The 16337-nt window shown below is 40.8% G+C and carries 12 protein-coding genes; 1 reads left to right on the top strand and 11 read right to left on the bottom strand.

Annotated features, from left to right (window positions below; genetic code table 11):
* Nucleotides 1-239: 239 nt before the first annotated feature.
* The 6 genes from J5X91_RS15870 to J5X91_RS15845 all read right to left on the bottom strand — a co-directional run bounded on the left by J5X91_RS15870 (nt 240) and on the right by J5X91_RS15845 (nt 7866).
* Entirely contained in the window at nt 240-1508 is a 1269-nt protein-coding gene (locus J5X91_RS15870; protein ID WP_041454322.1) for an inorganic phosphate transporter, read from the bottom strand.
* Between the two features lie 39 nt (nt 1509-1547).
* Nucleotides 1548-2225 carry a TIGR00153 family protein gene (locus J5X91_RS15865; RefSeq protein ID WP_011327026.1) on the bottom strand — a complete coding sequence of 226 codons (678 nt, stop codon included), beginning with the start codon at nt 2223-2225 and terminating at the stop codon, nt 1548-1550.
* Nucleotides 2226-2373: 148 nt separating this feature from the next.
* The gene (phoU, locus tag J5X91_RS15860) at nt 2374-3075 is read right to left on the bottom strand and encodes a phosphate signaling complex protein PhoU (protein ID WP_011327025.1); all 702 of its coding nucleotides are present in this window, start codon (nt 3073-3075) and stop codon (nt 2374-2376) included.
* Between the two features lie 42 nt (nt 3076-3117).
* Nucleotides 3118-3945: a phosphate ABC transporter ATP-binding protein PstB gene (pstB, locus tag J5X91_RS15855; protein WP_011327024.1), complete on the bottom strand. Its 828-nt coding sequence runs from the start codon at nt 3943-3945 to the stop codon at nt 3118-3120.
* Nucleotides 3946-3967: 22 nt separating this feature from the next.
* The gene (pstA, locus tag J5X91_RS15850; RefSeq protein ID WP_011327023.1) at nt 3968-5617 is read right to left on the bottom strand and encodes a phosphate ABC transporter permease PstA; all 1650 of its coding nucleotides are present in this window, start codon (nt 5615-5617) and stop codon (nt 3968-3970) included.
* Between the two features lie 14 nt (nt 5618-5631).
* On the bottom strand, nt 5632-7866 hold the full coding sequence (locus J5X91_RS15845; RefSeq protein ID WP_182684415.1) for an ABC transporter permease subunit: 2235 nt from the start codon (nt 7864-7866) through the stop codon (nt 5632-5634).
* 357 nt (nt 7867-8223) lie between these two features.
* Here J5X91_RS15845 and J5X91_RS15840 point away from each other — a divergent pair, with 357 nt between their 5' ends.
* Complete coding sequence (locus J5X91_RS15840; protein WP_011327021.1) at nt 8224-8730, top strand: ACT domain-containing protein; 507 nt, start codon at nt 8224-8226, stop codon at nt 8728-8730.
* A 266-nt stretch (nt 8731-8996) separates the two neighbouring features.
* Here the strand turns inward: J5X91_RS15840 and J5X91_RS15835 are convergent, their stop codons facing one another.
* The 5 genes from J5X91_RS15835 to J5X91_RS15815 form a co-directional block, all read right to left on the bottom strand.
* Nucleotides 8997-9452: a hypothetical protein gene (locus J5X91_RS15835; RefSeq protein WP_011327019.1), complete on the bottom strand. Its 456-nt coding sequence runs from the start codon at nt 9450-9452 to the stop codon at nt 8997-8999.
* A gap of 141 nt (nt 9453-9593) precedes the next feature.
* Nucleotides 9594-12710, bottom strand: a complete 3117-nt coding sequence (locus J5X91_RS15830; RefSeq protein WP_011327018.1) for an efflux RND transporter permease subunit — start codon at nt 12708-12710, stop codon at nt 9594-9596.
* Between the two features lie 8 nt (nt 12711-12718).
* Complete coding sequence (locus tag J5X91_RS15825; RefSeq protein ID WP_208835208.1) at nt 12719-14467, bottom strand: efflux RND transporter periplasmic adaptor subunit; 1749 nt, start codon at nt 14465-14467, stop codon at nt 12719-12721.
* Nucleotides 14457-15782, bottom strand: coding sequence for a TolC family protein (locus tag J5X91_RS15820; protein ID WP_208835207.1), 1326 nt, complete (start codon nt 15780-15782; stop codon nt 14457-14459). Before J5X91_RS15820 ends, J5X91_RS15825 begins: the two co-directional genes overlap by 11 nt.
* A 91-nt stretch (nt 15783-15873) precedes the next feature.
* Nucleotides 15874-16245, bottom strand: coding sequence for a hypothetical protein (locus tag J5X91_RS15815; protein ID WP_011327015.1), 372 nt, complete (start codon nt 16243-16245; stop codon nt 15874-15876).
* Between the last annotated feature and the right edge of the window lie 92 nt (nt 16246-16337).

Genomic DNA, 16337 nt, shown 5'->3' with positions numbered 1-16337 from the left:
CATTTAATATTGGTTGTGAAATACAGAAAACAGTTATTGGTAGGACACCTAGGGAAATTCGTTAAAAACTCTATTGTCGAATTATCAACAAAATCAGAAAATATATTCGAGAGCAAGGCTAGCGATTCATCCCAGCGACTAAAGATCACAGGGTTTTCTCGCTAAGTAATCGATAAAAAGACCCCAACACCTAGGGCATTGAGATCTTTTCAAGCTAAAAGTCTTTAAGTACTTTTTTATTAAACCCCAAATGCGGTTCTTAGTACGTAGAAAATAACAATAGCAAGGCCTGCGCCCACTGGCAATGTAATTACCCAAGAAACTACAATGTTTCTAATAACACCCATGTTCAGTGCGGCAATACCGCGTGCCATACCTACACCCAACACCGCACCCACTAAGGTTTGCGTAGTTGAAATTGGTAAGCCTGTGCCAGATGCAATTACAACAGTTGAAGCAGCAGCTAATTCAGCAGCAAAACCACGGCTAGGGGTTAAATGTGTGATCCCTTCGCCAATCGTTTTAATTACTTTTTTACCTAAAATAGCTAAACCGGCCACAATACCAAAACCACCTAGTGGTAATATCCACCAAGCAATAGCCGCTTGTTTTGCAATTTCACCGTTGTTTTCAACAATACTTACCACAGCCGCAAGAGGACCAATAGCATTAGCAACGTCGTTAGAACCATGAGCAAATGCCATACAACAAGCCGTTAAGACCATAAGTACTGCAAAAACTTTTTCAACGTTATTAAATTGCATTTTTTTATCGGCCTGAGGGTCGATTTTTAAACGTGAAATTGCAATTTTACCAATAAAGCCTACTACTACTGCAATCGCAATAGATAGACTAATACCTTCCACTGTGCCTAAGTTAATACCAATATGTTTTAAGCCTTTTTTAATTGTCACAAGTGACATAATAAAGCCAGCTAAGCCCATATAAATTGGCACGAAACGTTTAGCATTTTTAAGCGGAGTAGCCGTATCAAAAATAAGCTTTTGTGCGCTCATAAATATTAAGTAGGCAATAAAACCTGATATAGCAGGCGTTACTATCCAACTACCAACAATTCCTGCAACCTTGTTCCAATGAATCGCTTCACTGCCTACTGCCACTAAAGCAAAACCTATAATAGCGCCAATAATAGAGTGAGTAGTTGATACTGGCCATCCTAAGAATGATGCCATTAATAGCCAGGCGCCTGCTGCAAAAAGCGCAGAAATCATACCTAATATCATTAATTCAGGAATATCCATAAATGGCGTTGAATCAATAATGCCATTACGAATTGTCGATGTAACTTCGCCGCCGGCCAAGTAAGCACCTGCAAACTCAAAGATCATCGCGATAAAAATCGCTTGTTTAATCGTTAGCGCTTTAGAGCCTACTGATGTGCCCATTGCATTGGCAACATCATTTGCGCCAATACCATAAGCCATAAAAAAGCCAACTGCTGCGGCAATTAAAATTAATACCGTGCCGTAAGATGCAATGATATCCATTGTGTAACCTTAATCTATCGTTTTTGAACTGATTTTAAATTAACGAGCTAACATCAGCTCAAGACGTGATCCTACGCGCTCTGCAATATCTGCAAGCTCGCCAACCCATTCAATGATCTTATATAAAAACATCACATCAACCGGGTTTAACTCACCTTCTACTGCGCGTAGTTGGCGGCGTATTTTAATTTGCATTTCATCCGTGTCTTGTTCTATGGCATCCAATTCAACGAGCATTTTTTCAACCAAGGCCACTTCGCGACCTTTAAAACCTGTTTCTAATAACTCTTCTAACTCATTTATCGCATTAGATGCTTGTTTAGTAGCATCAACACAACGTGTTAAATAAGCTAAAAAGTCGATTTGAATTACTTTTGGTATGATCATCTCACGACCAATTACACGCCCTGCAATGTCTTTTGCTTTATTGGCAATTTTATCTTGCTGGGTTACTAATTCGAGCAGATCTGTACGCTCTACCGGCATAAATAATCCACGCGGTAGTTGTAAACGTATATTTCTTTTCATTTCATCGGCTTCACGTTCTAAATTACGAATGGTTAAACGTAGCTCTTCAGCTTGTTGCCATTCTTCTTTAAATACGTGATTAAAAAAAGGAATCAAAGCTTTACTAGCTTGATGAACCTTTCGAATATGTTCTTCCATTGGTTTGATAGGAGATTTTGCAAATACTCCTAGAAACGCGTTAGTTTGCATAACTGACCCTTAAATCAATTTAGTATGCTGTGCGGCATGAATTTTACAGTATTAAGCTCGATTGTGAACGCTTTTTATTGCTCAACCGCCAGCAAACTAAAAAAAAATTATAATTCGTCGTTGTAATAAAAAGGACTAATTAAAAAAATTATAAAGACTTTTCTATATCTTCTTGAGATGTATGACGAATATCTTTTCCATTAACAAAATAAATAATATATTCAGCAATATTTTGACACCGATCACCAATGCGTTCTAATGAACGAACTGACCACACTAAATCCATAATTTTCGGGATTGAGCGCGGGTCTTCCATCATATAGGTCATAATTTGACGAATAATGGCTTCGTACTCTCTATCAACTTTAGCATCCTCTTTGTGTACTTCAAATGCACGTTGTACGTCCATACGTGCAAATGCATCAAGTACATCGTGCAACATTTTTGATACTTGGCGTCCCATATTTTCAATATTTACTAATAAAGCCTGTTGGTCTTTAGTAAATGAATCTAATGCAACTTTAGCAATTCGCTTTGCTTCATCGCCTATACGCTCTAAATCAGCAATGGTTTTTGCAATAGCCACCACTAAACGCAAATCGCTTGCAGCAGGCTGACGCCTGGCAATAATTCGCGTACATTCTTCGTCAATACTTACTTCCATTGCATTAACTTTATAATCATTCTCTCGCACTTTTTGCGCAAGCATAGCATCATTTTGGCTCACTGCATCTAACGCACTGTTAAGCTGTTGCTCAACCAGCCCGCCCATACTAAGCACAAGGTTGCGTACGTTTTCTAATTCTTGATTAAAACGGCCAGAAATATGCTTATTAATGTTATGTTCCATCGTTATTATCCTATCAATATTGTACACATAATATCGGCTGAATTAGCCGTAACGACCGGTTATATAGTCTTCTGTTTTTTTCTTATTAGGCGTTGTAAATAAAGTATTGGTGTCTGAGTATTCAATTAGCTCCCCCATATACATAAACGCCGTTTGGTCAGAAACTCTGGCGGCCTGTTGCATATTATGGGTAACAATTACCACTGTAAACTTGCTCTTTAAATCGTTAATTAGCTCCTCTATTACTAAAGTAGAAATAGGGTCTAGTGCCGAGGTAGGTTCATCAAGCAGTAATACTTCTGGCGAAATAGCAATTGAGCGCGCAATAACTAAACGTTGCTGCTGTCCCCCCGACAACCCAAAAGCGCTGTCGTGTAGCCTGTCTTTTACTTCATCCCACAGCGCTGCACCACGCAATGATTGCTCAACTACTTCATCTAATTTACGTTTGTCTTTAATACCTTGTAAGCGCAAACCATAAACCACATTTTCATAAATTGATTTAGGAAAAGGGTTAGGTCGCTGAAATACCATGCCTACGTTACGACGCAGCGCCGCTACATCAACGCTTTTATCGTAAATGTTTTGTCCATGTAGCAGTATTTCACCTTCTATGCGGCAAATATCAACTAAGTCGTTCATGCGGTTAATACACCGTAATAAGGTTGATTTACCACACCCCGACGGGCCAATAAAGGCTGTTACCTGGCCCTTTGGAATATTCATATTTACTTTACTCAGCGCTTGTTTATCGCCGTAGTAAAGATCGAGATCTTTAATCTCTAACGCTGTTTGCTCTGTGGTTAAATTGTCTAAGTCTAACTTCAAGCTGGTATTGGCTTGATTTACTTTTGGAGCGACTGAAATCATGTTTGTTACCTATTAAATCTTATTAAAGCTCAAGCGATCTGAATTTTTCACGTAAATGATTACGTATACCAATAGCGGTTATGTTGAGGGTAATAATTACCGACACTAATAAAAATGCCGTTGCATATACCAGCGGTCGCGCCGCTTCAACATTCGGGCTTTGAAAGCCAACATCGTAAATATGAAAACCTAAGTGCATAAACTTTCTGTCTAAGTGAAAGTATGGAAAGTTACCATCAAGCGGTAACGTAGGTGCCATTTTTACTACACCCACCAGCATTAATGGCGCTACTTCACCTGCTGCACGCGCAACAGCCAGTATTAAACCTGTCATAATTGCTGGGCTTGCCATAGGTATAACAATACGCCATAAGGTTTCTGCTTGTGTGGCACCAAGCGCTAATGATCCGTGGCGTACCGTACTTGGAATACGCGATAGTCCCTCTTCAGTGGAAACAATAACCACAGGCAAGGTAAGTATTGCCAGTGTTAAAGCCGACCACATAACACCTGGTGTACCAAATACCGGAGTAGGTGATGACTCAGGATAAAATAATTGGTCAAGGCTGCCACCTAGCATATAAACAAAAAAGCCTAAGCCAAATACACCATATACAATAGAAGGTACACCGGCTAGGTTAATTACCGCAATACGGATCATCTTAGTTACCGCATTTTTAGCCGCGTATTCATGCAAGTAAATTGCAGCAACCACCCCAAATGGCGTCACAATAACAGCCATTAGCATAACCATAAACACGGTACCAAATATGGCCGGAAATACGCCACCTTCGGTATTTGCTTCGCGAGGGTCATCTGATACAAACTTACCTAATTGGATAAAGTAATGGCCCAGTTTGGTTAAAAAGCTCATGTCGTTTGGAAACCACACATCTAATACTTGATACAATGGAATGGTGACTATTTCGCCGCGCATATCTTTAACCATAACTTGGTCGCGCTGTGCTTGTTTACGCAGTGCAAACAGTTGCTTTTCGAGCACCGCATACTCGGCACGTAGTTCTGCACGCGCCTCTGCAAGCTCAGCAACACGTTCGTCTGTAAGTTCATTATCAAGTAAGTAGGATTTTTCTTTTAGCCTTAGACGTTCCAGTTCATAGTTAATATGACCAATATCACCGTTTTGTAAATCAAGTGCTTCGTCGTTTAAATCAACTGCCCGTTCAACCAGCTTATGTAAATAGGCTACCTTATCGCCGGTAACAGGTTGTCCATCTTCAATTACGCCTTCTACGTAGCCATAAAAATTACCATTTTTGCTACGCTCAAACACGGCAAGAGTGGTAGGCGTTGATTGGTTTTTTATGTCAGTGTTTAATATCCAACGAAAATCTAAATCTACATATTCACGGTTACCTGTTTTAATTAATAACCGCTCAAATTCTTCCCTATCATATGCCGAAACATCAACACCGGTTGCCGCTAAACGCGCTTTGGGTACTAATTCTCGATCGTAAATTTCACCAATAATAGTTTGTTTTGCAATTGAGCCTTCCAGCTCAAATTGCACTACTTCAGAAGGCCAGAAAAAGCTTAACCCTTTCCACGCTATCATAGCTAATAAACCAATTACTGAAATTAAGCTGATGCTCACCGCACCACCGGTCATCCAAATCCAAGGAGAACCAGACCTAAACCACTGCTTTACCATGTCGTGTTCTCCACTTACATTGAGCTGTATTTTTCACGCAGTTGCTGACGAACAAACTCAGCAATGGTGTTAAAAACAAAGGTAAATATAAATAATACAAATGCTGCTAAAAACAATATTCTGTAATGCGAACTACCCACTTCCGACTCTGGCATTTCAACCGCAATATTTGCCGCAAGCGTACGCATTCCCTGAAACACACTCCAATCCATAATCGGGGTATTACCGGTTGCCATAAGCACTATCATGGTTTCGCCTACTGCGCGGCCAAGGCCCATCATTACCGCAGAAAATATTCCAGGGCTGGCGGTAAGTAATACCACGCGTATCAGTGTTTGCCACTGTGTTGCACCCAGTGCCAGTGAGCCATTAGACAAATGCTTAGGCACGCTAAATACCGCGTCTTCCGCAATCGAAAATATAGTAGGAATTACAGCAAAGCCCATCGCAATACCCACTACCAAGGCATTACGCTGATCGAAGGTCATGCCAAGCTCGTTAGTTAAATATTGGCGCACGTTACCATCAAACATCCACAGCTCAACAGTTTCGCTCATCGCAAACGAAAACCAACCAATAAATAACACTACCGGTATAAGTATAATGGCATGCGATCCTTCAGGAATTTTATGGCGAATACTGGCTGGTAATTTAGTCCAACCAAGCGCAGTGGCCAAAATACCTAAAGGTAATAACACCAGTAAGCCAACTATGGCTGGTAAGTGCTGCTCTATTAAAGGCGCTAACCATAGGCCCGCTAAAAACCCCAAAATAACGGTAGGAAGTGCTTCCATTATTTCTACCGTTGGCTTAACCACTTTACGCAGTTCACTCGACATAAAGTAAGCGGTATAAATAGCAGCAGAAATCGCGATAGGTACGGCAAATAGCATGGCGTAAAATGCCGCCTTTAAAGTACCAAACGAAATAGGCACTAACGAAAACTTAGACTCAAAGTCGTCACTGGCTGAGGTTGATTGCCAAATATAACCTGGCTCTGGGTAACCTTCGTACCACACTTCTTGCCAAAGTGCAGACCAAGTAACTTCAGGATGTTCGTTATGAATTTCTAATACGGTTAGTTTGTTGTCAGCAACAATTAGCGCTGCATTTGCACGCGGTGCTATAGCAAAGTTTTTAATTGCTCCTTCGCTTACTTTGCCTTGCCACAATTTTGCTTGGCTTGTGGTGTAATAAACACCTAACTCACCATTACTACTGGTAGTAAAAAAGGTACGGCGGTAAAACTCAGTAAATACGTTTAATTTACTTTGCTTTGTTGTTTCAAATGAACGAATTTTTTGATATTCACGGCCACTGTCGGTATTTATTTCAAACCACTGCGATACCTTTCCATTATCGTTTGCCAACATAAGTGAGTTAGCACCCGCAAGTAATTGCGCCGCAACAATATTGGCATTTTCTTCATTGGCAGACAGTAATTGAATTTGCTCTACTTCGCTTGGGTCACGCGTATCGTAAACATAAATTTGATTAGCTGAGCGCACAAATACTCGGGTAGTATCTGGCGACATAAGTAACTCATCTACTCGCCCAGCAACATCTAGCTCGGTGCGTTCCACAAGCCATTCAACTTCACCGCTAAACATGTTTTCTTCAGCAACAAAGCTACTAAATAAAACGCGCTTGTCGGCTGTTAGCGCAACAACGGCTGTTTTGTCTTCAAAGTGGCTAAATGCAAAACGCTTTATAGCAGCACCTTGCTCGTCTACCTCTAAAGCAAGTTCGCCTAGCGGATAATCTAAACGTGGAGTTAATTTACGTTCGTTATTTGGAAACGTCACCATAAATTTAGGAATAACAATTTTTACACTGCCATTTTCTAAACCATATGCATATTGCCCCTGAAACGGTGCACTGGTAGCAAAGCTACTCACATCGCTAGGCAGGGTTACCTCTAGCGTTTTTAGCTTTTTACCAAAGTTAGCTTTTTCAACACTATAAAAGTCAACACTCCCTTGCTGGCTTAATAAATAAGCAACTTCAGTTTGTTCCTCAACGCCTACTCCCACTATTTGCTCTGCGTTTGTAAGATTAAAACTGTCGCGCTTTTCAACTTTAGCTGATTCAAAAATTGGCTGTACTATATAAAGAAGGTAGAAAAAAATTAATAGCAGCGCTATTAATACCATTACTCCACCTACGGTTATGCCAAACTGGGCAAGTCGGTCTTTAAATAGACGGCTTCGATCCGTATTAAAAGTCGGCTTATTCGGATTGGAAGTCATCAAAACATCCTTTAATCTTAACGTTGCAGTGATTATATTTCATCAAAGTGACAGTAATGTTACAGCGGTAATAATTATTTACCGTATGATTTAAATATCTTTAAGATCGAATAGCAGCCGTGTTTATGCAGTATTGATGAACTAAATATTATATTTATTGGACAAAGTATTTATCGAGGTCAATACTCAGGAAGCATTTAGTTAATAATTATGGTTTGTTGCAAGAGCTGCACTGTAGGATTAAAGGTCTAACTTTAGCAACTAAATCATAATATTTAACCTGAACTCTGAATAGAGTTAAACAACACTTAATGCCTATGCATTACCTTATTTGGGCTTTAAAGAAGAGAACTATTTATGAAGCAGTTGGTTATAACCATTTTAGGACAAGATCGTCCTGGTTTAGTAGAGAGCATTTCATCCGTTATTTTAGAAAATCATGGCAACTGGCTAAGCAGCAACTTGAGCCATTTGCTCGGTCACTTTGCAGGTATTATTCAGATTGAAGTTAGCGAAGAGCATTTTCAGGCACTGCAAAATGCGCTCAATGCTCTGCCTAAACTTGATGTACGTATTGAAACAGGCAATACAGAAATAGAACCCGCCACACGTGAGCAACTTAACTTTGTTATTACCGGTAACGATCGCCCGGGTATTGTGCAAGAGCTTGCAAGTGTAATTCGTCATAAAGGAGCCAATATTACTCACTTAAACTCAAGGCAACAAAGCGCACCTAATTGGGGCGTGCCTATTTTTAGTGCTGTTGCTACAGTAACACTACCTAATGGGTTGAATAAAGAAGAAGTAATTAATGCATTAGAGTCGATAACAAGCGACTTAATTGTTGATGTAGAAAAGGTTTAACAAAATAACGGCGCTACACACCATAGTGTAGCGCCGTTATTTTTATTAGTTTTAACTGTATATAAATTTACATAACCTGAACTCTTGTTAAGAGATTTACTAACGTATTGAATCATCGTTATATTTAATTTTATTTTCTCTAGCTAGAAATTTTCAGTGAAAATAAGGCGAATTTACGCGTCAATAGCTGGCCTATTGCAAGAAAATTCAACGCCGTTAACGCTGAAAATAGCTGCTTGAGATAAGTTTGTTATCCGGAGATCAGGTTACATATCTATATGTCGGTTTATGCTTTGTACCATTTGTTTTAATCCTTGGTACTCAAGCTGCAGTATTTGTCCGAGTTTTTCTTTGCCGTCTGCAGTTTGTGTTTTTCCCTCTAAGTACTCATAAGCATTTATTACTTTTTGATGCTGATCAGACAAATAGCCCTGAATAGCTTGCTCATCTAATTGGGTACTTCGATCTAAATCAGTAAAATTCAGTAGCTCTGGATTTTCTGCAAAATACTCATAGCAGTAGGTATCTAACGTATTTATGGTGGTGATTGCTTTAAAGCCAATTAAATCTTCAGCGAGTTTTTTTTCGTATTTAGTACAGTAATCAACTAATTGAGTATTATGCTCACCTAATAGTTCCCGCACACTAAAAAAGTTGGCCGCCATTTGTGTATGAAACAAAATAGTCCAGTCATACATTTGTTGAATTGTTTTAACTTGCATCTGCATTCCTTACTTAAGCTGAGTAAACATAGTAATGCGTAAATCGTGCCATATAAAAAAGTGAGCAATATCAATAGCAAAGTTGCAGGCTATGTAACTTAATACTGTTTTTCAGTATAAGTTACATAGCCAATGTAAATATTATAGGTCGCGTTTGCGCCACAATAAATACGTTGCCGGTATTACTAATAAGGTTAAAACAACCGCACTAAACATACCCCCTACCATAGGCGCTGCTATGCGGCTCATTATTTCACTGCCCGTGCCAGTGCCATAAAGTACCGGTAATAAACCTATCACTATAGTAGCTACTGTCATCATTACGGGGCGTACTCTTAGCCCTGCGCCCTCTGTTATTGCTTGCTTAAGCTGCTCATAATTAAGCGGCACACCAGTTTGTTGTGCTTGGGTAATTTTTTCTTGGTAGGCCTGATTTAAATACACCAGCATGATCACCCCAATTTCTACGGCCACCCCTGCAAGTGCAATAAAGCCCACCCCAACAGCCACCGAAAAGTTAAAGCCTTCTAGGTACATTAGCCATATTCCGCCAATCATCGCCAACGGTAAAGTAACGATAATAATCAATACCTCCGCAAAGCTTCTAAAGTTCAGATACAGCAGCACTACAATAATGGCTAACGTTAGTGGTAATACGTAAGCAAGCTTATCTTTAGCACGCTGCATATATTCATATTGCCCAGCCCAGGTAATTGAATATCCTGCTGGTAGTATCAATTGCTCATGCAAAATTTGCTGGGCGTTTTCTACATATGTACCAATATCAATATTTTCTATATCAATAAAGCTCCAACCATTTAAGCGGGCATTTTCACTTTTTATTCCGGCTGGGCCATCTTCAATAAATACTTTAGCAACATCGGCTAAAGCTATACGCTGCCCGGCTGGAGTTACAATAGGAAGTAACATTAGCTCCTCAGGTGAATCGCGGTAACCTTGCGGGTATCGTAAATTTACCGGATAGCGCTCTTGCCCTTCTACGGTTTGGGTGACATTTGTGCCGCCAATAGCAGTAGCTACAACTTGCTGTATATCGGCAATATTTAAACTATAGCGCGCCGCTTTTTCACGGTTTATATCTACCTTAATATAACGCCCACCAGCAACTCGCTCAGAATAAACGGATGCCGTACCCGGTACATCTTTTAAAATGCTTTCAATTTGTTGACCTATTTTTTGAATTTCACTCAATTTAGGGCCAGCAACTTTAATCCCCACCGGGGTTTTAATGCCGGTTGCTAACATATCAATACGGGTTTTTATTGGCATAACCCATGCGTTAGTTACCCCAGGAAACTTCACTAAACTATCTAGCTCTTTTTTGAGTTTATCTAGGGTCATACCTTCGCGCCATTGATCTTTAGGCTTGAGCTGAATAAAGGTTTCTATCATGGTAAGCGGCGCTGGATCTGTGGCGGTTTCTGCTCGCCCTACTTTACCAAATACAGTTAGTACCTCTGGCACAGTGGCAATTAATTTATCGGTTTGCTGTAACAACTCCCGCGCTTTACCAATCGAAATACCTGGATAAGTAGTTGGCATATACATTAAATCGCCCTCATCAAGGGGGGGAATAAACTCGCTCCCCATTTTATTTACAGGATAAAAGCCAATCACTGCAATCAACGTAGCTAAGGCCAAAGTTGCTTTAGGAAACTTAAGTACTGCGTTAAGTAATGGTTTATAAGCATTTACCAGCATACGGTTAACCGGATTTTTTTGCTCTGAAATTACTTTGCCGCGAATAAAGTATCCCATAAGTACCGGTACTAAAGTAATTGCAAGCCCAGCAGAGGCAGCCATAGCATAGGTTTTAGTGTACGCCAGCGGGGCAAACATACGCCCTTCTTGCGCCTCTAAAATAAATACCGGCATAAAACTTACCGTAATTATCATTAAGCTAAAAAATAATGCGGGGCCGACTTCACTGGCCGAATCAATCACCACTTGCCAGCGGTTTTCATCGGTTAGTGGGGTTTTTTCCATATGTTTGTGCATATTTTCAATCATCACTATGGCGCCATCGGTCATGGCGCCAATTGCAATGGCAATACCGCCAAGCGACATAATATTGGCATTAATACCTTGCCAGTACATAATTAAAAATGCTGTTAAAATTCCCAGTGGTAGAGTAATAATCGCTACTAAAGATGAGCGCACATGAAACAAAAATACAATGCAAACCAAAGCAACCACAACCAACTCTTCGAGTAATTTACTGCTTAAGTTATCAACTGCATCTTTAATCAAGTTGGAGCGGTCGTACACGGGTACAATTTCAACTCCCGCTGGTAACCCTTTTTTTAATGATTCGAGCTTTGCTTTTACCAGCTCAATGGTTTTTTGCGCGTTTTCACCGAAGCGCATTACCACTACGCCACCAGCCACTTCGCCTTCGCCATTAAGTTCGGCAATACCACGGCGCATTTGCGGCCCTAGACGAATATCGGCCACATCACGCAATTGCAGTGGTGTGGCATTAGTATTTACACCTAAAGGAATCGCTTCTAAATCGGCGACACTTTTAATATAGCCGGTGCTAGTAACCATGTATTCAGCCTCGGCCATTTCGACTACCGATGCGCCCATTTCTTGATTGCCTTGGGCAATGGCAGTTTGAATTAAGCTCAGTGGAATGCCATAAGCTCGTAACTTATCGGGGTCAACCGTCACTTGGTACTGTTTTACCATGCCCCCTACTGAGGCAACCTCAGATACGCCAGGTACGGTTTGTAATTCAAATTTTAAAAACCAATCTTGTAAGCTGCGTAATTGGCTAATATCGTGTTGATTAGTTTTATCTACCAGTGCATATAAGTAAATCCAACCAACACCGGTGGCATCGGGGCCAAGCTCTGCGCTGGCTGTAGCTGGCAAGCGGCTCGCTACTTGGCTTAAATATTCTTGTACTCGGCTACGTGCCCAGTACAAATCGGTTTTTTCATCAAATATTACATATACGTAAGAGTCTCCAAAAAATGAAAAGCCCCTTACTGTTTGCGCTCCTGGCACCGATAACATTGCGGTGGTAAGTGGAAAAGTAACCTGATCTTGCACTACTTGCGGTGCTTGCCCCGGATACGAGGTTTTAATAATTACTTGCACATCTGATAAGTCGGGCAAGGCATCAACTGGGGTATTTTTAACAGCAAATAAGCCCCCGCCAATTAAAATAACGGTCAGTAACAACACAAAAAAGCGATTAAGAACGGACCAACGTATAATTGCAGCTATCATATTGCCTCCTAATGCGCGTTATGCAATTGCATAGTGTGATTACCTGATGCGCTTGTAGAGTGCTCACCATTTATGTGGCTAATCACAAACTCCCCCTGCTGCAAACTAAAGGTAAAGTTTATTTGTTGCTGCGCTGCAAGTGCGGTTAAATCTATATCATCTGCAAAGGTAAAATCGAGCCTTGCAGGTTCGCGTCCCCATTTTTCTATTGCACCACGGCTAATATTTGCTATGCGCTGTGCTTTATCAATACTGTTAATTGTGCCCAAAACAGTTGCTGTATTTTTTTCGCTATTTGTTACTGTGCTTTTCATTATATGAATAGCCGTTAATACATAACTGCCATCAGCTTGCTTAGTCAGCTCAAAATGTAATGTTTGGCCATTTTCAAAAGCAGTAAAGTCAACATCATCAGCAACCGTAAAGTCCATTGTCATACTAGGCCAATCAAGTTCAGCTATCGGCTCATGGCTAATATTAACCATACGATGTTCCGCCATAATGCTATTAACAATGCCCTCGCTCCATACAGAGCTAACAGCTTGAGGGGCTTGCATACGTTTAAAGTCTGAGCTTTTACTTGATTCTGAATCTAATAAAAATTGCGCCGAAACCACCACGTCATCATCTGCCATTATTCCTGATAATATTGCGGTGTTTTTACTGTCACTTCTGCCCATTTCTACAGCCACAGATTTAAAACGCCCCTCGCCCAAGGCAACCACTACACGGTTTTGGTTACCGGTGCGGATCACCGCTTCTTTAGGGACTACTAATTGCGCTTTATTGGCTTGAGTATGAATATTTACTTGGGCAAACATATTAGGCTTAAGTTTATGGCCTTCGTTATTAAAGCGCAGGCGCACTCGCAAGGTCCGGTTTTTAGCATCGAGTGTTGGGTAAATATAATCCACTTTACCCTGCCAGCTTTGGCCACTTAAATAATCAAGCGTCATGCTTACTGGCTGGCCAATCTTAATTAGCTCAGCTTGGCGCTCAAACACTTGCGCTTCAACCCATACCTCATCAAGCTTACCAATACTCATCATAGTGGTGCCGGGGTTAACATAAAAACCTTCGCGCACATTTAGCTCTTCAACTACGCCACTTTGAATGGCATAAAAGGTAATGTTTTGCATTACTTGTTTACTTTTTTGCAGCCGCTCTACAAAATCATCCGATATATTAAGTGACTTTAAGCGTGCTTTAGCTGCGCGAATAAGCACCTGATTTTTACGATTGAGCGCTAATAGAAACTCTTCTTGGGCATTCACTAATTGCGGTGAGTACAAGGTATAAAGTGGCTCACCTTGCTCAACACTGTCACCCGCTGCTTTGATATAAAGCGTTTCTAACCAACCCTCTACACGAGGGTGAATATGAATAAGTTGATCTTGATTATATTGCACATAGCCAACCGTTTTAACTTCATTTTGTAACGCTTTGTACTGTACTTTGGCGATTCTTACCCCGAGATTATTAACCACCGCTGGCGAAATAGTCACAGCACCTGGGTCATCTAAATTGCTACTACTGCCTGGTGCTTCATCGTAAACAGGCACTAAATCCATGCCCATTGGCGAAAGCCCGGGTTCATCACGTCGATAATTACTATCCATGGGTGCTACCCAGTACAGTGGCTGTTTTTCTGTGCTTGCTTTAATATCAGTATTGCTCGCGGGCATAAGCGATAACACTAATGCCGTTACTCCACCACCCACTACAGCAGCTATTAATAGTTTTAAATTAGTATTCACGATTTTGCTCTCCTAATTGCTCAAGCATCACAGCAGCGTCTTGGCTACTGGCATAATAATTTAGACGAGCAATAATAATTTGTTGGTCTATTTGAATATTTAAGCCGTCAATTTTGGCATTAAGCTCACTAATACGAGCACGCATAACTTCTGAAAAATCACCGTCGTCCCGCGTGTATGCATTGAGTGTGGCTTGGGCTTGCTCTGCCATTTGCGGTAATAACTTAGTTTGATAAAGCGTATCGCGTTTTTGTAGCTGCATTAATTGGCTAAACTCTTTGAAATACATCCCTTTTAACTTTTGTAGCGCTATTAACTTTTGAGTTTTAACTGCTTCAGCTGTCGCTATTGCAGCGTTAACTTGCTGATCTTGGCGGTTACTAGTAAATAACGGCAAATCAATACTTACCCCAACAGAGAGTAAATCGGCTCGTGAGTCTCCCATAGGCGTATCACCTCGATGGCTATAGCCCATATTTACTCCAAACTGCGGCTTATAACTTTGCTTTGCGAGCGCTATTTCTGTTTGCTTAGCTGTTACTGTTTGATCAATAGCAACAATCGCGGGATGCGCCATAAGTAACGACATTAGCGCCTCAAATTCCATCGTGGTAAAACTAATTAACGGCTCAATAGCTGTGTTTTTAGTACTTACTGGTTGAGTTAGCATGCTCATTGGCAACCATTGCGACAGCCGTTTTTTAGCACTTTCAAGTTGCTGCGCTAGCATTACTAATTTATCTTCTAGGCGAGTGAGCTCTAACTGAGCGCGAATAATATCTTGCTGACGAGTTTTGCCTAGCGAGCTGGCATAACTTGATTCGGTTATATCAATCAGTTGCGAAAATAAGGCTTTATCTTGTTCGATAAGCGCAATGCTGCGCTGAGCTCTGTACGCATTAAGCCATGATTCAATAACAATTGTTTTTACTTGTGCAAGGCGATCGGCTCGCAACCAAGGATGTTGCTGCGCAGATTGTGCTAAGGCTTGCTGTTTTAATGCTAGGCTGTCGCCACGACTAAACATTTGGCTTACACCAATACTTAGCTGCGTCATACCTTCTTGATCTAAAGCAAAACCATCGGTTGGCACGCCCATTAAACCCAAAGTTAATACCGGATCAGGCAAACTACCTGCGGCTATACTTTGTGCTTGCTCTGAGGCTTGTTGGTACTGGCTTGCCTTTAGCCAAGGCTCATGGTTTAGCGCATACGAAAGCGCCTCATCTAGGCTAAGTTCATTGCTGTGTGCTGAGATTGCAGTTCCTAGCATTAGCGCTAAAAAACTGACTTTAAATACTGCAAAGTGATTCATCACTTACTCCACTAAAATTAAAAGATTAATTTAGAGGCAGAAAAGGTGAATTAAACGACTTGACCTAATTTTAGGTACACCTATCCTGCAATTAAGCAGACATAGGGGGGCGGTATAGCGAGCTGACTAAATGGTGTTGGTTTTGTGAGGGATAGAGCTGTATTTTTTCAGAAATAATCAGTGGGGTGCTAAATAAACCATCAACACTCAACATTGAGTACGCTGAACAAGCATTAATTGGGCAATTACATTCTTGCTCGGTTGCTGCATCATCGCAACAGTCCATATTCATCATACTGACTGACATTTGCTGATGTACTTTTTCAGTTGCAACATTAGTTGCAGCATGCTGTGTTTGGCTCATGTGCGGCATTTCACATAGCATAGCAACAGACGCAACAGCCTGACCCACAAGCGTGAGTAACATAGCGATGATCAGTAAACTAGAGTAAATGCGTTGCAAAAAGTTGCCTTATTGAGGTTCTAGGTTCTAGGTTCTAGGTTCTAGGTTCTAGGTTCTAGGTTCTAGGTTCTAGGTTCTAGGTTCTAGGTTCT

Origin of the sequence: Pseudoalteromonas sp. K222D, assembly GCF_017653575.1 — a bacterium.
GTDB lineage: Bacteria > Pseudomonadota > Gammaproteobacteria > Enterobacterales > Alteromonadaceae > Pseudoalteromonas > Pseudoalteromonas nigrifaciens.
The sequence above is the reverse complement of the archived record's forward strand: the minus strand, read 5'-3'. Positions and strand labels throughout refer to the sequence as shown.